General features: G+C 43.6%; 21 protein-coding genes. 16 read left to right on the top strand and 5 right to left on the bottom strand.

All coding sequences use genetic code 11. The features are described from left to right. Positions 1–241 precede the first annotated feature (241 nt). Together norV and norW are read left to right on the top strand one after the other, a co-directional pair. The gene (gene norV / locus AACW75_RS08590) at positions 242–1,747 is read left to right on the top strand and encodes an anaerobic nitric oxide reductase flavorubredoxin (RefSeq protein WP_145571343.1); all 1,506 of its coding nucleotides are present in this window, start codon (positions 242–244) and stop codon (positions 1,745–1,747) included. Between the two features lies 1 nt (position 1,748). Further along, entirely contained in the window at positions 1,749–2,897 is a 1,149-nt protein-coding gene (gene norW, locus AACW75_RS08585) for an NADH:flavorubredoxin reductase NorW (protein ID WP_145571341.1), read from the top strand. Positions 2,898–3,080: 183 nt separating this feature from the next. On the opposite strand, the gene gltS is transcribed toward norW, so the two are convergent. Both gltS and AACW75_RS08575 read right to left on the bottom strand, forming a co-directional pair. After that, entirely contained in the window at positions 3,081–4,307 is a 1,227-nt protein-coding gene (gene gltS, locus AACW75_RS08580; RefSeq protein WP_017075537.1) for a sodium/glutamate symporter, read from the bottom strand. A 315-nt stretch (positions 4,308–4,622) separates the two neighbouring features. Beyond that, on the bottom strand, positions 4,623–4,979 hold the full coding sequence (locus AACW75_RS08575) for a YibL family ribosome-associated protein (RefSeq protein ID WP_017075538.1): 357 nt from the start codon (positions 4,977–4,979) through the stop codon (positions 4,623–4,625). 252 nt (positions 4,980–5,231) lie between these two features. Here AACW75_RS08575 and AACW75_RS08570 point away from each other — a divergent pair, with 252 nt between their 5' ends. After that, the gene (locus AACW75_RS08570; protein ID WP_145571339.1) at positions 5,232–6,053 is read left to right on the top strand and encodes a DUF4344 domain-containing metallopeptidase; all 822 of its coding nucleotides are present in this window, start codon (positions 5,232–5,234) and stop codon (positions 6,051–6,053) included. Positions 6,054–6,140: 87 nt separating this feature from the next. On the opposite strand, the gene AACW75_RS08565 is transcribed toward AACW75_RS08570, so the two are convergent. Continuing rightward, complete coding sequence (locus AACW75_RS08565; RefSeq protein WP_029225121.1) at positions 6,141–6,527, bottom strand: tautomerase family protein; 387 nt, start codon at positions 6,525–6,527, stop codon at positions 6,141–6,143. A gap of 298 nt (positions 6,528–6,825) precedes the next feature. On the opposite strand from AACW75_RS08565, the gene AACW75_RS08560 reads away from it, so the two are divergent. The 13 genes from AACW75_RS08560 (at position 6,826) to AACW75_RS08500 (ending at position 17,721) form a co-directional block, all read left to right on the top strand. Then, the gene (locus AACW75_RS08560) at positions 6,826–7,446 is read left to right on the top strand and encodes an LON peptidase substrate-binding domain-containing protein (RefSeq protein ID WP_145563267.1); all 621 of its coding nucleotides are present in this window, start codon (positions 6,826–6,828) and stop codon (positions 7,444–7,446) included. A gap of 110 nt (positions 7,447–7,556) precedes the next feature. After that, a complete protein-coding gene (locus AACW75_RS08555; RefSeq protein WP_017075542.1) occupies positions 7,557–8,204 on the top strand; it encodes a sigma-70 family RNA polymerase sigma factor in 648 nt (215 codons plus the stop codon). Further along, positions 8,197–8,886 carry a ChrR family anti-sigma-E factor gene (locus tag AACW75_RS08550; RefSeq protein ID WP_135453999.1) on the top strand — a complete coding sequence of 230 codons (690 nt, stop codon included), beginning with the start codon at positions 8,197–8,199 and terminating at the stop codon, positions 8,884–8,886. Before AACW75_RS08555 ends, AACW75_RS08550 begins: the two co-directional genes overlap by 8 nt. Positions 8,887–9,062: 176 nt before the next feature. Next, positions 9,063–10,010, top strand: coding sequence for a YbgA family protein (locus tag AACW75_RS08545; RefSeq protein WP_017075544.1), 948 nt, complete (start codon positions 9,063–9,065; stop codon positions 10,008–10,010). Beyond that, the gene (gene phrB, locus AACW75_RS08540) at positions 10,007–11,452 is read left to right on the top strand and encodes a deoxyribodipyrimidine photo-lyase (protein WP_145571337.1); all 1,446 of its coding nucleotides are present in this window, start codon (positions 10,007–10,009) and stop codon (positions 11,450–11,452) included. The genes AACW75_RS08545 and phrB overlap by 4 nt, the downstream gene beginning before the upstream one ends. Positions 11,453–11,466: 14 nt before the next feature. Further along, positions 11,467–11,898: a nuclear transport factor 2 family protein gene (locus tag AACW75_RS08535; RefSeq protein WP_017075546.1), complete on the top strand. Its 432-nt coding sequence runs from the start codon at positions 11,467–11,469 to the stop codon at positions 11,896–11,898. Then, the gene (locus AACW75_RS08530; RefSeq protein WP_145571336.1) at positions 11,898–12,629 is read left to right on the top strand and encodes an SDR family NAD(P)-dependent oxidoreductase; all 732 of its coding nucleotides are present in this window, start codon (positions 11,898–11,900) and stop codon (positions 12,627–12,629) included. The genes AACW75_RS08535 and AACW75_RS08530 overlap by 1 nt, the downstream gene beginning before the upstream one ends. Positions 12,630–12,631: 2 nt before the next feature. Next, a complete protein-coding gene (locus AACW75_RS08525; protein ID WP_145571334.1) occupies positions 12,632–13,903 on the top strand; it encodes an NAD(P)/FAD-dependent oxidoreductase in 1,272 nt (423 codons plus the stop codon). Further along, positions 13,900–14,706 (top strand): DUF1365 domain-containing protein, encoded by an 807-nt coding sequence (locus tag AACW75_RS08520; protein WP_145571332.1) that lies wholly within the window; start codon positions 13,900–13,902, stop codon positions 14,704–14,706. Before AACW75_RS08525 ends, AACW75_RS08520 begins: the two co-directional genes overlap by 4 nt. 105 nt (positions 14,707–14,811) lie before the next feature. After that, positions 14,812–16,092 carry an SAM-dependent methyltransferase gene (locus AACW75_RS08515; protein WP_145571330.1) on the top strand — a complete coding sequence of 427 codons (1,281 nt, stop codon included), beginning with the start codon at positions 14,812–14,814 and terminating at the stop codon, positions 16,090–16,092. Further along, on the top strand, positions 16,070–16,591 hold the full coding sequence (locus AACW75_RS08510) for a DUF2878 domain-containing protein (RefSeq protein WP_145571329.1): 522 nt from the start codon (positions 16,070–16,072) through the stop codon (positions 16,589–16,591). The genes AACW75_RS08515 and AACW75_RS08510 overlap by 23 nt, the downstream gene beginning before the upstream one ends. Positions 16,592–16,594: 3 nt before the next feature. Continuing rightward, on the top strand, positions 16,595–17,182 hold the full coding sequence (locus AACW75_RS08505) for a chalcone isomerase family protein (protein ID WP_145571327.1): 588 nt from the start codon (positions 16,595–16,597) through the stop codon (positions 17,180–17,182). Beyond that, entirely contained in the window at positions 17,179–17,721 is a 543-nt protein-coding gene (locus AACW75_RS08500) for a DUF3833 domain-containing protein (protein WP_145571325.1), read from the top strand. Before AACW75_RS08505 ends, AACW75_RS08500 begins: the two co-directional genes overlap by 4 nt. 488 nt (positions 17,722–18,209) lie before the next feature. Here AACW75_RS08500 and AACW75_RS08495 read toward each other — a convergent pair whose 3' ends face one another. Beyond that, a complete protein-coding gene (locus AACW75_RS08495; protein ID WP_237297707.1) occupies positions 18,210–18,821 on the bottom strand; it encodes a LysE family translocator in 612 nt (203 codons plus the stop codon). Between the two features lie 72 nt (positions 18,822–18,893). Then, positions 18,894–19,697, bottom strand: coding sequence for an AraC family transcriptional regulator (locus AACW75_RS08490; RefSeq protein ID WP_237297706.1), 804 nt, complete (start codon positions 19,695–19,697; stop codon positions 18,894–18,896). Positions 19,698–20,159 lie beyond the last annotated feature (462 nt).

Below are 20,159 nucleotides of genomic sequence, written 5' to 3'. Positions count from 1 at the left end.
TATCTTTACCCACATCCCATGCCTACATCTACATCTACATCTACATCTACATCTACATCTACATCTACATCCAATAAAGTCATAACGACACATTCGTATCATTACAAGTACAAATACCCACAAGTCATAATGACACGATTACTTATCAAACTAAAACAAAATACCTGCAAAACAACAAGTTAAAAACATGGCACAGCTAATGCAATGATGACCTCAGATATTTAAATAAGGTATTATCATTATGACTATTCACGTTAAATCAAATGTTCACTGGGTCGGCGTCCACGATTGGGAAACAGAACACTTCCATGGTAAGGAATACCACATGAACAAAGGTACAAGTTATAACTCGTACCTGATTCGTGAAGAGAAAACGGTTCTAGTTGATACTGTTGACCACCGCTTTACTGAGCAATTCTTAGCAAACCTTGAGATGGAAATCGACATCAACGATATCGACTACATTATTTGTCAACACGCTGAAGAAGATCACTCGGGTGCGCTCTCAGCGCTACTAGCCAAAATTCCAAACACACCGATCTACTGCACCGAAGCGGGTGTTAACTCAATTGTTGGTCATCACCACCAGCCAGACTGGAACTTCAGAACCGTTAAAACCGGTGACACACTTGACGTGGGTAACGGTAAACAGCTTATCTTTGTAGAAATGAAGATGTTGCACTGGCCAGATTCAATGGCGACTTACCTGACTGGCGATGAAATTCTGTTCAGTAACGACGCTTTTGGTCAGCACTACTGTGATGAAAACCTGTTCAATGATCAGTTAGACCAAGTTGAATTGCATGATCAATGCCTACGTTACTTCTCGAACATCTTGACGCCTTTCGCGCCTTTAGTGAAAGCAAAGATCGAAGAAGTATTGAGCTTGGGTGTGCCTATCGATGTTATCGCAACCTCTCATGGCTGTATTTGGCGCGACAACGCGACCCAAATCGTTGAGCAATATTACGAGTGGTCTAAAGCCTACAAAGAGGACCGCATCACCATTGTCTACGACACCATGTCGAATAACACCCGCATGATGGCCGATGCCATCGCTAAGGGTATCCGCAAAGGCAGCCCAGAAACGGCAATCAAGGTCTTCAATATCTCTAAGCACGACAAGAATGACATTCTTGCCAATATCTTCCGTTCAAAGGGTGTGCTTGTTGGATCATCGACCATGAACAACGTGATGATGCCGCAAATCGCTGCACTACTAGAAGAGATCCACGGCTTACGCTTTGCAGGTAAAAGAGCTGCAGCATTTGGCTCTTCAGGCTGGACGGGAGGCGCAGTAAAGCGCATCGACGCTCGACTACATGAAGCCAATTTCGAAGTCAGCGCACCACAACACATCCACTGGAAACCAGACACGGACGCACTACGTCAATGCATCGATTACGGCATGACACTCGCTGAAGTATGGCGCGTAGACGCCGATGAAGTGAGCGTACCAAAACAAGTATCACGTAATGTAACACCAATTGAGGCCACACCAGCACCGGCAAACACCACTGCCGAGCTCAAAGACACAACAGAGCAGAAGCCAGAAGAAGCGCAAGACAAGTCAGTACACAGCGCAGACTGCAGTTGCTGGCGTTGCACAGTATGCGAATGGGTGTACGACCCACAATTGGGCGAACCTTACCAAGGAGTTGAACCAGGAACACCTTGGGCGCAGGTACCTGATGATTTCCTTTGCCCAGAGTGCCACTTAGGTAAAGAAGTGTTTGTGGAGAAGTAATATGGAAAATATTGTCATTGTGGGTGGCGGTTTTGCTGCCCTACAAACCATCAAGATGCTCCGTAAAGCTGACCAAAATATCGCGATCACTATGGTCACCGCTGATGCAGGCATAGAGTACAGTAAACCCAATCTTTCGCATGTGTTTAGTCAGGCTCAAACACCTCAGCAGCTTGCGATCAATACTGCTCAGCAATTGGCTGAGCAATATAACGTTGTCATTAAAACCAACGTTTGGGTAAGCGAGATTAATACAGAGCAACAATTCGTTGTCGCCGGTGACGATGTCATCCCGTATTCAAAACTTGTACTGGCGACAGGTGCTACGCCTTTCATACCACCAGCCGAGGGCTTGAACCCTGGAGCGACCATTACGCTAAATAGCTTAGAAGAGTTCGAAAAACACAAAGCTCAGATCGATGCAGCCAAGCGAATCACCGTTATTGGTGGCGGGCTAATTGGAGTCGAGCTCGCTTTCGATCTTCAAACGTCGGGTAAAAATGTTACGATCATTGAACCTGCAAGTTACCTATTAAGTAGTTTGGTGCCACCTTTTGTCTCTCTAGAGTTGGAGAGAGAGCTTCGTAAAGCCGGTGTAACTGTTGAGACTGACGCTACGGTAAGCCATGCGACTTACCTTGCTGATGGAGTCCGGTTACAAACGACCTCTTCTCGATTAATCAAAACCGATGTAGTCATCGCCGCAGCAGGGTTAAAGCCAAACACAGCATTAGCCAAACAAGCGGACATTGATGTGAATAGAGGTATTCTCGTTGACGAAACCATGAGAACCAACATCAAAAATGTCTATGCCATTGGGGATTGTACTGAGATTCAAGGTCGAGTGATGGCTTACCTACAACCCGCTATATTGTCAGCTAACGTATTAGCGAAACAACTCACCACAGGGGAAGGAAAGCTAAATCTACCGCATATTATTACTAAGGTGAAAACACCAAGTTACCCTATTCAACTGGCAGGTCGTGATATTCAAACCGCACAGAGTTGGGAGACTCGGTTTGATCCTAAAGGAATGATTGCGAAAGGCTTCAATGAAGAGAATAAACTAGTGGGTTTCATTGTCACTGGTGAACACATCAAAGCCGCATTTCCTCTACTGAAAGAGTTGCAGGTAAGTTCAGCGTCATAAATAGCGAGTGAGTAAACAATACGTACAGCCTCAATTTCGGGAAAAATTGAAGTGGTTATTTTCATTTAGATAACCAAACGCCACGTCTTAGCTTCACGCTAGCAATAAAAAAGCCAGTCAATCGACTGGCTTTCTTTGTATCAACTGCTTTGTATTAGCAGATATCATATTGGCTATTTCATATTAGCCAATAAAAGAGATGTATCCTTGTAGGATAATCAGGTTAACGATATCTATGAAGAATGCGCCAACAATTGGCACCACCATGAACGCTTGTGGAGACGGCCCGAATCGGTTCACCAAAGAGCCCATATTCATTACCGCTGTCGGCGTTGCGCCTAAGCCAAAACCACAGTGACCGCCAGCCATTACTGCCGCATCGTAGTTAGAGCCCATCACTTTGAAAGTAACAAAGTACGAGAAGACACCTAACACCACCGCCTGAACACCAAGGATAACTAAGAACGGAATCGCAAGATCAAAAATGTTCCACAATTTCAGGCTCATTAGCGCCATGGCTAAAAACAATGACAATGACACAGTACCAAGAATATCGACCGTTTCGCTGTCGGTTTTATGCAGCTTAGTGACTTCAAAAACGTTGGTGATAAACACACCGATAAACAACGCGTAAACGAAGTCAGGAATCATCAACCAAGAAATCTCAAAGGTTGCTACCCACTGCTCTAGGTATTTCGCACCCGTGATACAGATAAGAAGGATGAACAAAATTTCAATCACCTTCTTCGCCGTCACTTTGTCTTCTTCATACTCATTGTAAGTAACGAGTTCAGGAAAACGCTCGTGCGTTTGTGTGCCAGTACCATATTCAGATTCAAGCTTGTTTTTATCAATCAGCTTTTGAGCCACAGGGCTGCCAATGATACCGCCAATAATCAAACCAAATGTGGCTGAAGCCATCGCGATCTCTAGGGTATTAGCAATACCAAATGTGTCTGCGAAGGTTTGTGACCAAGCCGCACCGGTACCGTGACCGCCAGATAGCGTGATAGAACCAGCGATCAAACCCATCAAAGGTTCAAGGCCAAGTGCCGTTGCTAGCGTCACGCCCACACCATTTTGGATAATGATATAAACCGAGGCTACCCCTAAGAACAGAAATACCTTTGCACCACCCTTTATCAATTGGGTGTAGTTAGCAGCAAGGCCAACAGTTGCAAAGAACATCAACATGAATGTGTTCTGTAGTGGCAACGAGAACTCTAGGTCAAGTCCGTTAAAGTGTAGGGCTGTAATAGCAAAAGCGACGATCAAGCCACCGACGATGGGCTCAGGAATATTGTACTTTTTGAGAACCGGAAGCTTTGCATTAACAAAATGACCTAGAAACAAAACGCTAATCGCGATTAGGAAAGATTCTAGTGGCCCTATTGAAATTAAGTGATTCATATAACCTCTATTTTATTACGTTCTCATCTTCCTTAATGAGTCTAGTTTTGTCTGTAATTGTGTGTGCTGCTCTACCTATATTTACGAAAATGGGTGAGAAATTGTAGATGAAAAAACTGAACACATTACTGCGCCCACTTAGTGCCATGTTAGTAGCACGTTAACTTTTAAAGGAGAGTGACGATTTTGTGACCATAATCACCTCCCGAAAGTATAAGTCGACAGTAATAATATTGCTGATCAATCTATTTCTGAATACCTAAAAAAGCAAAAAGGAGCTATTGCTAGCTCCTCTTTTATTACCATTGCTGGCAATTAGAATTTTTTCGGGGCATACCCTGTCATAACCTCAATGCGAAGTTCTTTACCAATCTTCGTTATTGGGTGAACAATCACTAATCCTTTTACAGACTTTTTCAGTTTACCCATATCCGCTTGCTCAGCTTTTGTAATTTCACGGCTAAATGGCATATCAATCAGCGATTTACGCTCTTGATTCACATCAAAGCTTTCTTTGTGTTTAAGCTGGGCAATTTTCTTGGTTAGCTTTTTAATCTCGTCTTCAAATTGACGAACAACAGGACGATCATTACGAGTTTTAGCAGCCGCTAACTTGTTGCGACACTTGTCTAGACGGTTGTTAATTTGTTGAAGTTCGTTTTTAACACTCATAATATTTTCCTAAGATTAAGCAAGCCAATTCGGATTGGGGCGCGGAGTATAGCACAAGGGGTTACCTGAACCGAAATTTATCTGACAAATAGCCAGTAGAATGAAATATAACCTAAACTGATTATCACTCGCTCGTTACTCGGTAATCATTCTAGAATATATGAACCAACGGTAAGTGACATTTCACTCACCAGTGTCACTACGAGAAAGACCGCAGCACAACCAATGCGAAACCAATCACAGGGATCCACAATGACATTTCTGAAACACGCGCAGAAACGAGCACTTATCTATAGCCTAGCCATTGGATCTGTGTTTGCCACAACTTATGCGTCCAGTGAAACATCCAATGAAAACACGCTACCCAGCAACCTTATGATCGAGTTTTCCGTGCCTCAAAATAAGGCAGAACAACAGGTCAAAAAAGAGATTCAACGCAGTGGTGTCAATGACACTATGATTGATCTATCAAACCAGCTCTTCATGTTTGAAAAACCATTAACCATTCAATACGGCGGTGATGAAGGCCCACTCTACGATCCGCAAACGCATCAAGTACTCATCCCCTATAGCTTTTACGCTGAATCACTCAATTACTTTGAGAAGAACCAATACGAAAAAGAGTACGGGAAATCGGCACAAACTGGGGCCATCGATACCTTGCTGCATACACTGTTACACGAGGTAGGACACGCCTACATCGAAGACCAAAAGATCGCAATATTAGGTAAAGAAGAAGATGCCGTTGATAACCTAGCAACAATATTGCTGCTCAATTACGTAGAACATGGCGGAGATGCCGCAATAAGTGCAGCCGACATGTTTGCTTTCGAGTCAGAAGATCGCCCAGAGTATTATGATTTAGGTGAATACATCGATGAACACAGTTTTGATCTCCAGCGTTACTTCTCTACTCTGTGTTTAGTCTATGGAAGTGACCCTGAAGCCTATAAGAACTTGCTCGATGAAGTGGAAAACGACTATTTGAAAGATAGAAAAGAGTTTTGCGTGGAGCACTTTGATGTCATCAACGACAACTGGCACCAATACTTAAAAGAGAGCGATGAAAGCTAGAAAGAATCATCACTTGAGCCTGACTGTTGAATCAGGCTCAATTAAACGCGTAAATAAACACTGGCGGAGCCAACCACCGGAGAAGATCTAAACCTTCACTTTATACCTAAGGTCTTGGGCTTCATCGCCCGTCATCCCACGGAATCCCCAACAGTGCGATGGTTGTTCTTTAATGGTGATTTCGATATCAATAGGAGAAATAGCCAGCTGCTTTTCTATTTCAGAAAATATTTTCTTAATTAAGCGCTTTTTAGTATTCACCGCTCGTCCTTCCATCATATTGATCTCAATGACAGTGTACGCTTCTGTTCTTCCTTCAGGGTAAAAGAAATCGTCTCTTTCCAATGGCACAAATCTATGTGCTCGCTTGTCATCAGGTAAGCCCATCTCGCTTTTTAAGCATTGCTGCAAAACATTAGAGAGCTGCAATTTAATTGGGTTTAAGCACTCTTTGATACCATAGATAACAATCATGACCATTCCTTTGATGTGATGTCAGGTAAAGAAGACCGTTAGATAGAAGCATCGTTTGGCCGCTATCCATTCGCTTACTATTTGTTCATATATTACCTAATGACGTAAGTTAAAAAAGGTTAAACCAATTAAATTGCGAATAAATGCGACAAAAAACGACGCCTCCTTCTCCCTAAGTTCCTGTTCAACAACATCACCCCACATTGATCGAACTTCAACAAGCACGCGTATACATCTTTCAATAACGTACGAATCAGACTCGTACAGACTAAATCATGTATGAACCAAGGAGTGCTATGTGCAGAATTCAGCTGAGAAGATCACACAAACAGAAGCCGAATCAGAAACACCCGTAGCGTCTTCTCTGGAACTCGCCGTGTTTCCCCTCCCCATTTTTCTTTTGCCAGGGGGTCGTCAAAGATTACGTATTTTTGAGCCCAAGTACCTTGCAATGGTTGCTCGTGCAGCGCAGGGAGAGGGTTTCATTCTCGCCACCCAAGATGATACTAACTCTGAAAACCTAAGTTCTTGGGGAACCAAAGTAACTATCGTTGACTTTAATATGTCTGATGACCAAATTCTCGAAATAGACGTCGAAGGTCAAAAGCTTGTACAACTTCATTGCCCTTTCCGATCAGAGAACGGTCTGATTCACAGCCAGTTTCGCCCTCTGCCCCATTGGCCAGACTTAGAATGCAAAGTACCCAACGTATTCAGCGCGTTCTTGACTCAACTATTTCGAGATCACGACTCCATCAGAACACTTTATCCAACACCCGATTTTGAGAGCCCACAATGGATATGCGCTCGATTGCTTGAAATGATGCCAATCCCTCTGGAAAAGAAAACCGAGTTCACAGAGCCCGCTAGTTTTCCGTCGTTAGTTCCGTTTCTGAATCAAATCATTACGGGGCAATAAACACTTTTATTCACTATAATTTTGTATAGTAGAAATTATTTTAATTTAAAGTGATCCCGACCTTCACCTTCCACGTAATGCCACTCAAATTCGCATGATGGTTAATTACTATGCAAGTGGAAAGCAGAAGTACAGGGAACGGCAAGGAGCATGTCATTATCCCCAACAATAAATTACCGACCGAAAGCAAGGTACCTACAGAGCTCTCAAGCTGGCTGATTTTGGTTGGTTCAGACAGAGATAAACAGGCATTTACTTGTTTGTTCAAATTCTTCGCTCCCAAAATCAAGCGTTTCGGCATCAGTAAGTTGGGTGGCGAAGCCGCTGCCAACGAGTTGGTTCAAGACACGATGACTAACGTTTGGAAGAAAGCGCACCTCTACAACGAAGAGAAAGGCGCAGCGACCACTTGGGTCTATACCGTGATGCGAAATGCTGCTTTCGACATGCTGAGAAAGGTAAAAGCCAAAGCAGAACAAACGATCGCTGACGACATTTGGCCGATAGACGCCATGGTAGCCGAATCACAAAATGAGCAGCTTCCGTTTGGCGATCATCTAATGAGCCGTCACGTCATGACTCAGATAGAGAAGCTGCCTCTCGCTCAGAAAACCATTGTGAAAGGTGTGTACTTCCAAGAGTTATCGCAAGAACAACTCGCTCAACAACTCGATGTCCCGCTTGGAACTGTGAAATCACGTCTAAGACTCGCACTCGCTAAACTAAAAGTTCACATGGGGGAACAAGACCATGATTAAACATCACCCAAATGCCGCAATCTTGAAAGATTTTGTCGATGGAAATTTAGCAGATTCTGTCTCTCTGATTGTTTCTAGCCATGTAGAGCTTTGCGAACACTGTCAAAAACAAGTCAGCATGCTGACAGCCCAAGCTGCTGACTCTGCCTTTGAAAGCGATACCTCGGGGCTACAACTTTCAGATAGCGAAATGGACGCGTTCCTAGTCGACGACGGAGAGTTTGATTTTGATTCTATTAATCAAATCACGGCGGATTTGTCACAGGCTGTTGAAATCGTTGTTGAAGCGCAACAAGAGACGGTATCTGACACGACTTTCACGATTCCTCGAGCGCTCAATTCAATAGTCAGAAAAGACTGGATGAACTTGGGCAAGATTTCTCGCGCAAGACTTGATTTCGATGACGAATCGCACCACACCAGCTTGCTGCATATAGATAAAGATGGGCAGGTACCTTGTCACACTCACAAAGGCTTTGAGATTACGCTTCTTTTAGAGGGTAGCTTCGAAGACGAAATGGGTGTCTACAACAAAGGTGACTTCATTTGGCTAGATGGAGACCATACCCACCAACCAGCCACCAAAGAAGGCTGTGTTTGTTTAACTGTTTCAAGTGATGCGCTTTACTTCACAAAAGGCGTTAGCCAGTTATTCAATCCACTCGGTAAATATATCTATTAACCCAGTTGCACGCTATAAATATACAGGATGGCATGAAGTTATCCTGTATATCGTCAAATACATCTGGCTTAAAACATCAACGGTGTTGAGACTTAAAACACACCCGGCTCTGTAAGTACGATTAGCAATGTTGAAATATAATAAATAGCTCAAAGCAAGAGCAAAGGAGTTGGCCAATGGAAAAGAAAATTAAAATAGGTATCAGTGCTTGTGTTGCAGGACATAAGGTACGTTTCGATACAGGTCACAAACGCTCTCGTTTTTGTACAGATGACCTTGCGGATTATGTTGAACTAGAACCAGTATGCCCAGAGATGGCAGTGGGTCTTCCAACACCTCGCCCAACCATTCGCCAAGTTCGTCAGCTAGACAATATCATTCACGTTTCCAGACCTGACGGTTCTGGTGATGTGACCAATGATCTGATCGAGTTTGGACAAAGCTACTCAAAGAGCAACCAGCACATCGCAGGATTCATTGTGTGTCAAAAAAGCCCAACCTGCGGTATGGAAAGAGTAAAAGTGTACCATCACCACGGTCGCGGCTCTGAATCGACAGGCGTAGGCATGTTCACCAAACAAGTGATGGAAGGCAACCCATTACTTCCTGTCGAAGAAAATGGTCGCCTCAACGACCCGATTCTGCGTGAAAACTTTATGACTCGTGTTTTTACTTATCAGAAATGGCTCGACCTTGTTGACGAAGGCGTGACCAAACACAAGCTCATTCAGTTCCACAGTGTGCACAAGTATTTAGTGATGTGTCATCACATTGAAGGCTATAAGAACCTTGGGAAATTATTGGCAAGCAACGATCTCGAAATAGATGAATTGGCAAAACAATACATTGAAGGTTTGATGACCGCGTTGTCTCACCACGCGAACCGTGGTAGCCACGCCAATACTCTGCATCATTTGCAAGGTTACTTTAAGAAGCAATTGAGCAGTGCTCATAAGCAAGAGCTTACCAATCAGATTTCATCATTTCGAGAGGGCCTTGTTCCATTATTAGTGCCTTTAACGTTGATCAATCACTATTTGATGGAATATCCAAACGAGTACCTAGAATCACAAGTTTACCTAAACCCTCACCCTCAAGAACTTAAGCTGAGATACGGATATTGAGCGACATTCTATGGATAAGACGAGACCTGCGGATTCACGATAACCCAGCGCTCGTCGCGGCAGTTGAAAACGGTGTCACTAACGCCGTTTTCATCTCAACCCCGCAACAATGGCAACAGCATCATCTCGCACCAATAAAAGCAGATTTTATTTATCGCCACCTCAAGCAACTTGAATTGCAGCTTGTTGAATTCGGGATTAATTTGTTGCACTTGAAAGCCACCGACTTTGATGACCAAGCCGCACAACTCACACATTTATACAAACAGTTAGATGCCAAGTGTGTTTACGCGAATTCTGAGCCTGAAGTAGATGAGCAATTACGCGACAAACGCTTAATCGCTAGCGGCATCAAACTCAAAATTACCGACTGCGACACCATTCTTCCTTTGGGCAGCGTTTTAAACAAACAAGGTGAGATGTTCAAAGTTTTCACGCCTTTCAAAAACGCGTGGTTAAAGGAAGTACAAGTTAAAGGTATTATTTGCAGCCCTTCTCCGGTCGAGCAAACAGATCTTCCACAGACGCAGCTTCAACAGTCGCAGCTTCAAAAAGACCAGCAGACAAGCGACCTAACAGCATCTCAATTTTCTAGTGACTACGATTTTGATTTTCCGCGCATTGATTCAGAGCGCTGGCCACTAAGCCAAGACGTGTTAGAGAGCGTGATCCCTAACTTCTTAGCCAACAAAGTTAACGATTATGGCAAATTTAGAGACATTCCTTCGATCAAAGGAACCTCTGGTCTGTCGCCGTATTTAACGATTGGTGCGGTCAGTCCGCGCTGGCTAGCGATTCAGTTGATTCAACAACAACCTGATCTCCTATTCGATACTCAGCTGCCTGCTTTTTCTTGGCTCAATGAATTGATTTGGCGAGATTTTTATAAGCATTTGATGTTCCACCATCCTAAACTGGTTAAAGGTGCTAACTTTCAGCAAAAATACAATGGATTAGATTGGTATCACGATCACCCTAGCTTCCAAGCTTGGTGTGAAGGTAAAACCGGCTACCCATTGGTTGATGCGGCAATGCGTCAATTGGTTGAAACCGGTTGGATGCACAACAGATTAAGAATGGTGGTCGCAAGCTTCCTGACCAAGCACCTGCTCATTGATTGGCGTTGGGGTGAGCGTTTCTTTATGTCGCACCTTATCGATGGTGATTTTAGTGCTAATAATGGTGGCTGGCAGTGGGCTTCGAGTACTGGTTGTGATGCTCAACCCTACTTTCGAATTTTCAATCCAATCACGCAGAGTGAAAAGTTTGATCCAAAAGGCGTTTTTATTCGTAAGTACATACCAGAGCTGCAAAACATTCCTGATAAGCATGTGCATTTTCCACATGACTACATCGAGAAAAACGGAATAGACAGTGAATACTGGCAACCCATCGTTGAACACAAACAAGCACGATTGAGAGCCTTAGCCTTTTTCAAATAATTAGAGTGAAGATTATGGATAACTCTCTCTGGCTTAATAACTTTCTCAACATGTATCAAGAGCTCGGAACCGACAATTTCGACGTGTTAAAAACGGTTTATCACTCTGATATTGAATTCCAAGATCCGCTGCATCACGTCAGCGGCATTGATGCGTTGACTCATTACTTTGAGAACATTTATACCCAAGTGACAAGCTGCAACTTTCATATCGAACACGCCTTCGAGGCGAATAACGAAGCATCGGTTTATTGGACCATGCAGTTTGCTCATAAACAGCTTAACGCTCAAAAGCCTATCGAAGTGCAAGGGCACAGCCACCTTAAAATGCTCGATGATCAAGTGGTCTATCACAGAGACTACCTGGACGTTGGCGCTATGTTGTATGAACACATCCCAGTGTTAGGCTGCGCGATCAAATCCATCAAAAAAAGAGCGAGCCGATAATGCGTATTATGATAACTGGCGCGACCTCTGGTATCGGCCAATCACTCGCTCTAGATTATGCTCAGCAAGGGCATCAAGTGATTGCTTGCGGCCGTAACCCAGACAAGCTGCAAGCCTTGGTTGATTCTCACGAGACAGACATCGCGCATTCATCCATTACGCCGCTCTGTTTCGACTTAACCGATTACCACAACTTCCCAGAGCTCGACCAAGACAAGCCGCTCGATCTGCTGATTTTAAATGCGGGTGATTGTGAATACATCAACGACCCCGTGAATTTTGATGCTGAGCTTTTCGAGCGCGTCATCAACATCAATCTAATTTCAATTGGCTACGCCCTTAAAGCCTGGCTAAAAAACATCAAGCCCGGTGGCCGCTTGGTTTTAGTAAGTTCTAGCGCCAGTTTTTTACCGCTACCCAGAGCGGAAGCTTATGGCGCTTCAAAGGCGGCACTGACGTATTTAGGAAGAACACTCTCGGTTGATCTGGCCGAGCACAATATTCATGTCTCAATTGTGCATCCAGGCTTTGTTGAGACACCACTTACCGAGCGAAACTCTTTCTCTATGCCTATGATTATTAGTAGCGAAGCTGCAACTCAGCGAATCGTAACGGGTATTGCTCAAGGAAAGAGTGAAATCGATTTTCCAAGACGATTCATCATGTTGATGAAGCTACTCAGAATGCTTCCAACTTCAGTTTGGCAAAAACTCGCTTCAAGGATGGTATAACAATGAAGAAAATCGCCATTATAGGTTCCGGTATTTCTGGGCTGACTTGCGCACACATATTAGATAAGCACCACGACGTAACGGTATTCGAAAAAAATGACTACGTCGGGGGTCACACCGCCACGGTTGATATTGAACACCAAGGCACGGCGTTTTCAATCGATACGGGCTTCATCGTTTTCAACGATAGAACCTACCCAAACTTTAACCAACTGCTAGAACAATTGGGTGTCGAAAGGCAACCCACTGAGATGAGTTTTAGTGTCCATAACACGACGACTAAGTTTGAATACAACGGCCACAGCATTAATTCGTTATTCGCTCAAAGGAGTAACATTTTCAAACCTCAGTTCTGGTCTTTAGTCTCCGACATTCTCAAGTTCAACAAGCTGTGCAAAGCTCAGTTCGAAAGTAACGAATTTACGCCCGACGTAACCCTTGGTAATTTCCTGCGCGACAATCAGTTTTCAGACTTTTTCAGTCAGCACTACATCTTGCCAATGGGCGCAGCTATCTGGTCGACAAGTCTAGAAGAGATGGAAGAATTTGAGCTTAAATTCTTCATTCAGTTCTTCTACAACCACGGCCTATTAGATATTGCTAATCGCCCTCAATGGTACGTAGTCCCTAAAGGCTCTCGCTCTTACGTTGAGATCATCCTTTCTCGCCTGAACAAACCTGTCGCGTTAAACACATCGATCAAACAAGTGACTCGCCAAGAAACAGGCGTCACCATCGAATTCGAAGACGGTGGTACACAACACTTCGACGAAGTTATCTTTGCATGCCACTCAAACCAAGCACTACGTTTACTCGGCGATGCGACAGAACAAGAGCAACAAGTGCTTGGCGAAATTCCGTACAGTCGCAATGAAGTGGTTCTGCACACTGATACCCGATTGTTACCAGACAGAAAACTTGCGTGGGCAAGTTGGAACTACATGTTGGATGGAAACAGTCAGAGACCTGCCTGTGTAACTTACAACATGAACATCCTGCAAGGCATCGAAAGCCAGGACACCTTCTGTGTGACCTTGAATCAGAGCGAAGCTATCGACCCAGAAAAAATCATTCGCAGCTTTGTTTATCATCACCCCGTTCTTAACTCGAACACAGTAGAAGCTCAGCACAAGCGTGAGCAAATATGTGGCAAAAATCAGACGCACTTTGCCGGTGCTTATTGGTATAACGGGTTCCATGAAGATGGTGTCCACAGCGCACTCGATGTAACCAAACGCTTCGGTTTAGATTTGAGTACGAGTTCAGCGCTATGAGCAGTCAAACCCTGACATCCGAAATGGAGATCGCATCAGAAAAGAGTGAAGAGCTCAGCGGTATCTATTGGGGTAACGTCAGACATCGCCGCTTTGGCGATATCACACACCAGTTTAGCTACGAGCTTTACATGATGGGGTTAGATCTTGATGAGCTACTCCAAACCACAGCGCGTAGTGCGCTGTTCGGGACTCAATGGTACAACCCTATTCGCTTTGTCGAATCGGATTATCTCGCTGAAAAAAAAGAAAATGTCACCGATAGTGAACCCAAATCACTTAAGCAACGTATAGCATCCAAAGTACAACAACTTGGTGGCGTTTGGTCTGATTCAAACCGTGTGACGATGCTAGCTCAATGCCGTTGTCTAGGTATCTATTTCAGCCCAATTAACTGTTTTTTCTGCTATGACGAAACCGGAGACTGTCGCTTTATGTTGGCTGAAGTGAGTAACACTCCATGGCGCCAACGACATTACTACCTGATCGACATGCACCAAGAATTGAAGGTTAAAAAAGAGTTTCACGTTTCGCCGTTCATGGATTTAGACATGACCTACTTTTGGAAGATTAAGCCACCAGCGAAGCGAACACTCGTCCACATTGAAAGCCGACGAGACGACAAGCTTTTCGATGCGACATTAGCACTGACAAAGCAGTCAGTAACCAAGACGAACATTCGAAAAACGGTATTCAAAATCCCAGCGATGACCATCAAAGTCGTAATGGGCATTTATTATCAGGCTCTCAAATTATTCCTGAAAAAAGTACCGTTTGTGACGCACCCAGACTCAACATCTTAAGCGTCTTCATTACGACTAAACAGAAGGCTTTGGTTAGCTCAATCAGATGAGCATCAGATAATCTTAGTTGGATAAAAATTAGAACCAGTTCTCAGCGAGGTTTACATGGAACAGCTTGCAAAACAAAACAACAATATTGAGCAACAAGCTAAAGCCGTTGCTGTTTCGAGCAACTGTAAATATCGGGCTTTAATATTCAAAGTGCTTGAGCGTCTACAATTTGCGACGCTCGAGATAATTGAGCGAGACCAACATTCGGTGTTCGGTGACCGTGAAGCAGACCTAAAAGGTCAAATCGTCATTCATGATGCCACTTTTTTTAGAGATGTGGTCATCAATGGCAGTATTGGTGCATCTGAGGCCTACATTGACGGCAAATGGACAAGCCCAGATCTCACCAAAGTGATCCAAATCATGGCTCGAAATCAATCTCAACTCGACGAGCTTGACGATAAAACACAATGGATTTCACGAATCAAAAACCTATTATTGCGCCGAAAGAATGCCAACACCGAGCAGGGTTCTAAACGTAATATTCTTGCCCACTACGATATCGGCAATGATTTGTATGAGCGTTTCTTAGACAACTCAATGCAATACTCGTCAGCAATATACCGTGAAGACGCACTAACCCTTTCAGAAGCTCAGCAAAACAAAATGAAGACTATCTGTGAACGGTTAGAGCTGTCTGAATCGGACAGCGTGGTTGAGATAGGTACTGGTTGGGGTGGCTTGGCCATATTCATGGCTCAGCATTACGGCTGCAAAGTGACAACAACCACTATCTCAGATGCTCAACACGCTCTCGCAGAAGAGAGAGTAAAAGCACTCGGCTTAACCGACAAAATTACCCTCCTCAAAGAGGATTATCGAAACCTCTCTGGTGAGTACGACAAGTTGGTCTCTATCGAGATGATAGAAGCGGTCGGACATGAATATCTAGAGACATTCTTTGAAAAGTGCTCCTCATTGCTAAAGCCTTCGGGAAAAATGCTGATTCAAGCGATCACTATTGCCGACAGTCGTTACGATAAATATCGCAAAGGCGTCGACTTTATTCAGAAGTACATCTTCCCTGGCGGCTGTCTCCCTTCGGTTTCAGTGATGACCCAACACCTTGCGACCAGCACAGATCTTGTGGTTCAAGAAATTGATGACATTGGTCTGCACTATGCTCGAACCCTCAACGATTGGAACATCGCGTTCGAAAACAGTTGGGAAGAGCTAGAATCTTTAGGGTATTCAGAAGAGTTCAAACGCTTGTGGATCTTCTACTTCTGCTACTGTGAAGGTGCATTCTTAGAGCGCGTGATCAGCACTCACCACCTAGTTGCAAGAAAACCTCGTTACTTTGGAGCAAAAGATGAAACGGTTTTGGATTATTAATCTCGTTCTGTTTCAAGCGACCTGGGTTTGCAGCGCATTCTTTACCGCGCAAGCCCCGTTCGTGACGCCACTGATTGTGGCCGTTCACTTCCTTCTCTCCCCCACTCGCAGTAGCGATCTGAAAGTACTCGTTTTATTACCATTAGGGCTGTTGCTTGATAGCCTCTTACTTCACTTCGGCGTGTTTGCCGTCGACTCTGAAATTGCTAATCAATCGTGGTTTCCAGTGTGGCTCGTTTGCCTGTGGATCATGTTTTTAATCAGTTTTAACCACAGCCTAAATTGGCTTTTAAAATGCTCGAAAGTGATCTTGTTTGCCATAGGGTTCGTAGCAGGTACTAGTAGTTATTGGGGAGGCATCAAAGCAGGCGCCCTTCTTACTACTTGGCCAGATGCATCGGTGTTAGCTGCCCTTGCAATAAGTTGGGGGTTTTTGTTGCCCTTACTGGTGGCCGCCTACTCCAACTTAGTACAACCTAAAATGGCATCAACGAGGTGACTTATGGCTTTTCCACACAACCCTACGCAAGCGTTCAAATCTGAGAGCAACGTTAGTCGCGTTCGCACTCAAACAAGCGAGCAATCAAGAAACCGACTATTTAGCTTAGTCACCTTAACCCTCATTTGCGCAGCACTCCTATTTACCGAAAATGCCAAAGCTTCTGCTGTCGATGATTTAAACAAGCGTGGTCAAGGTGAGATGAGTTACTTGTTTTGGACTTTGTATTCTGCAGAGTTCTATACCACTCCATCTAACTCTGAGCGTGCTTTGAAACTTGAGTACTACCGAGCAATTGACAGCAAAGACCTTGTAGACGCAACCAAAGACCAGTGGAGCAAACTTGGTTACTCCAACAACAATATCCAACGTTGGTTGAAGCCTTTGTACGCAATGTGGCCCAGTGTTGAAGAAGGAAGTACCCTCACTATCCGTGTCGCTGAAGACAACGTAAGTCGCTTCTATTTCGATGAGCAACCCATAGGCACCATCCAAGACAAGCAATTTGGTGAAGCCTTTCTAGCGATTTGGTTATCTGAAAACACATCCGAGCCAGGCCTACGCAAACAACTATTAGGTTTGAACAAATGAATCCAAAAACAAAAATAATAAAATTCGCGGTAGCCATTTTGTCGCTGACTTGGCTAGCAGGCTGTGGTTCCGCAAGTTTAGATAACCACGTAGACACCACTCCGGAACTTAAGCTTGAAACCTTTTTTAATGGTGAACTGAAGGCCTATGGTATGGTACTCGATCGTTCAGGCGACTTACTGCGCCGCTTTGACGTCAAGCTTATCGCGACTTGGGACGGTGACAAAGGAGAAATCAAAGAGTGGTTCTCTTTTGCTGATGGCGAGCGCTCAACACGCGTTTGGAACCTAATAAAAACCGGCGAAAACACCTATTCAGGCACTGCTAATGATGTAGTCGGTACCGCTTATGGCGAGACTCTAGGTTCTGCTCTATATTGGAAATATGACTTAGAAATTGAAGTCGACGGCAGCACCTATGAAGTCGTATTAGACGACTGGATGTTCTTGATGGACGACAAACGCTTGTTCAACAAAACTGAGATGTCTAAATTTGGTTTTAAAGTAGGCGAAGTGATCTTATATATCGAGAAGATTTAATTTAACCGTCGTTTCTGATTCTCAGTTCCATCAGTGATAACCGTTACCCCAAAATTTCTACCCTTGGAATTTTTTTCGGACTCAATTTCTGACGATTTATAACAAACTCTATCTTTAACAGTGAGTTAGGTTAATAACTTCTCTTTTTGAACCTCAATTATAGCAGTTGTCATAATTTTTTGTAAATCGGGCTGATTTTGATGCTTTTCCAAGCGTAAACTTGTCATAAAAACTAAGGTCTCCCTATAAGTTGATAGTCATTACGACAGAATCCCTTGGTGATCACACACATATACACTTGTCATCCAACTCACTTTTGGACAAATGTGTGTTAGGGCTTCACCTAAATTAGCAATTTATGAATAACTAAAAGTATGGAAAATCACTTAATTTGGAGTCCAGCATTGACGGTGCAGATCACTTTTGGTAAAGGGGGGGGAACTTTGCGACAGAACCCATAAAGGCGCAGACTAAGTCCGCACCTTCGTTTAAGCCCAGATTGGGTTATTAATGACTAACCCCAAGGAAACTACCAGTAAACATCCCGCATAAAAGAAGTTCAAACCTTTAGCATAGTGTTCACTACTACTGATTCTAGACAACCAAAAGCCCATTTTTATCCACACTAAGTGCATCGATACATTCAATATCGCGAGCCAAATAACCAAGACTAAAGTGCCGTGTTCGCCAAATGTGTTCTGAGCTTGCTCGCTAAATAGTGAGAACATCAGAAAGACCATCAACCATCCCTTACTATTAAGAAGCTGAACGATTAAACCATCAACAAACCCAAATACTTTATCTTCATTTTGCGAGTCGCCACTTGAGTTTTTTAAAAAGGCTATACCTAAATAAATCAGGTAACCCGCCCCAATAAGTTGCACAACATTCATTGTGTTTGGGTAACTCTGAACAGCTTGACCTAACCCAAGACCAATGATTAGTGACTTGATGATAAAAACAAGATCCACGCCAACCAGAAGCGGTAGTGATTTCTTAACGCCCACCTTCGCACCTGATGCTGCAAAAATAATGTTCGCTGGCCCTGGGCTAAAAACCAAGGGAAACATCACGCCTAACCAAATAAAAAACAAACTCATAGCATTACCTCCTTCTGCAGTTTGTAGGGAGGATATTTCATCGGCTTTTAAGTCTCTTGTACAAAATTGCAATCAACGAAGATTGTAGTTTTTGGGCGTTATACCAAAGGCACGTTTGAAGTTACGATTGAAATGGCTTTGGTCATAAAACCCACACGCTAGCGAGGTGTCGACGCAGCTATTCCCGTACGCTAATAATTGCTTGGCTTTATGGGCTTTGACCAACAGTAGAAATTGATGAGGGGTGATGCCATAAGCCTGCTTGAAGGCGCGAATTAACTGAAACTTAGATCTCCCAGTCTCACCTTCTAGTTGTTCAAGTGACACATTGAGATGCCAGTTGTCCAACAGATACTCTCTGGTTAACAATGCACTTCTATCATCGTCCTTACCAGTACCACAGTTTGATTTCGACGAACCATATCGGGAGAATAGCTTCTCTAACACCACCGTGAGCAAAGTGTCTTTAGTCAAATCAAAGCTTGTATTTTCAAGTGCTAAATGCAGTTGCTTGAGTTCGGCAAACAACTCAAGATCGTTGATAACGGGTTTATCCAAAATAGGATCGACGCGAAGCCCTGATTGCTCAAACTGCTGATAGATTGTATGTAAGTCGAAGTAAAACATACGATACCGCCAACCGTCATCACAACTTGCGTAACCAGTATGAATCTCAGAAGGGTTTATAGCGATGATATGATTTTTAGGCACCACAATGTTTTGACCGCGATACAAGAGCCCTTCCGCTCCTTCTTCGATCAAACCAATAGCAAGTTCATCATGCCAATGTTTAGCGAACTCAAATTTGTTGTAGTTAGCGGACAACAATTCAATCCCTGAAAAGTGTTCGCTTTGCCATATCTTTGCTGTTTCCACTGAAAATCCTTTTACATTTTGATTATCAATATATGTCGCATCAAATAATCAAACAAGCTTCTGTTTAAACGGCGACTCATCTTAAGTCGACAGGTTCACTATTGAGGATCTGATTTTTGTAAATGAGAATTCACTTCTCTCTAAATAAAAAAGGTTCTGTCGCAAAATTGTTCTGAAGTATGAGTTCAGCGACAATTCAAAAATTACAGCGCAGCGGGCAACAACAGAAGAATGGATAACTTCTTATAGGGCAAATGTACATTAACAGAGTGTGAATGAGTGTTTACTCTACCTTAAAGTGGGGCAATTATGAGTTAAGTTGCTCCGCCAGTAAGTGTGATCACCAAGCGATTCTGTCGTATCGTAACTACCAAGCGACTTTGTCATTCGCTTAATTACCGAGGGAAATTGACGGTCTCTATTTTTACGTAATCCTTTGACTAGTGCTACGAATTAGTCAGG

It is taken from the genome of Vibrio sp. L3-7 (assembly GCF_963898195.1).
Lineage (GTDB): Bacteria > Pseudomonadota > Gammaproteobacteria > Enterobacterales > Vibrionaceae > Vibrio > Vibrio echinoideorum.
This window is presented reverse-complemented; position numbering and strand designations above follow the sequence as displayed.

Bases quoted from the DNA above. Each gene is read 5' to 3' on its own strand.
- norV (WP_145571343.1), top strand. From the start codon at position 242: ATGACTATTCACGTTAAATCAAATGTTCACTGGGTCGGCGTCCACGAT.
- norW (WP_145571341.1), top strand. From the start codon at position 1,749: ATGGAAAATATTGTCATTGTGGGTGGCGGTTTTGCTGCCCTACAAACC.
- gltS (WP_017075537.1), bottom strand. From the start codon at position 4,307: ATGAATCACTTAATTTCAATAGGGCCACTAGAATCTTTCCTAATCGCG.
- AACW75_RS08575 (WP_017075538.1), bottom strand. From the start codon at position 4,979: ATGAGTGTTAAAAACGAACTTCAACAAATTAACAACCGTCTAGACAAG.
- AACW75_RS08570 (WP_145571339.1), top strand. From the start codon at position 5,232: ATGACATTTCTGAAACACGCGCAGAAACGAGCACTTATCTATAGCCTA.
- AACW75_RS08565 (WP_029225121.1), bottom strand. From the start codon at position 6,527: ATGATTGTTATCTATGGTATCAAAGAGTGCTTAAACCCAATTAAATTG.
- AACW75_RS08555 (WP_017075542.1), top strand. From the start codon at position 7,557: ATGCAAGTGGAAAGCAGAAGTACAGGGAACGGCAAGGAGCATGTCATT.
- AACW75_RS08550 (WP_135453999.1), top strand. From the start codon at position 8,197: ATGATTAAACATCACCCAAATGCCGCAATCTTGAAAGATTTTGTCGAT.
- AACW75_RS08545 (WP_017075544.1), top strand. From the start codon at position 9,063: ATGGAAAAGAAAATTAAAATAGGTATCAGTGCTTGTGTTGCAGGACAT.
- AACW75_RS08535 (WP_017075546.1), top strand. From the start codon at position 11,467: ATGGATAACTCTCTCTGGCTTAATAACTTTCTCAACATGTATCAAGAG.
- AACW75_RS08530 (WP_145571336.1), top strand. From the start codon at position 11,898: ATGCGTATTATGATAACTGGCGCGACCTCTGGTATCGGCCAATCACTC.
- AACW75_RS08525 (WP_145571334.1), top strand. From the start codon at position 12,632: ATGAAGAAAATCGCCATTATAGGTTCCGGTATTTCTGGGCTGACTTGC.
- AACW75_RS08520 (WP_145571332.1), top strand. From the start codon at position 13,900: ATGAGCAGTCAAACCCTGACATCCGAAATGGAGATCGCATCAGAAAAG.
- AACW75_RS08515 (WP_145571330.1), top strand. From the start codon at position 14,812: ATGGAACAGCTTGCAAAACAAAACAACAATATTGAGCAACAAGCTAAA.
- AACW75_RS08510 (WP_145571329.1), top strand. From the start codon at position 16,070: ATGAAACGGTTTTGGATTATTAATCTCGTTCTGTTTCAAGCGACCTGG.
- AACW75_RS08505 (WP_145571327.1), top strand. From the start codon at position 16,595: ATGGCTTTTCCACACAACCCTACGCAAGCGTTCAAATCTGAGAGCAAC.
- AACW75_RS08500 (WP_145571325.1), top strand. From the start codon at position 17,179: ATGAATCCAAAAACAAAAATAATAAAATTCGCGGTAGCCATTTTGTCG.
- AACW75_RS08495 (WP_237297707.1), bottom strand. From the start codon at position 18,821: ATGAGTTTGTTTTTTATTTGGTTAGGCGTGATGTTTCCCTTGGTTTTT.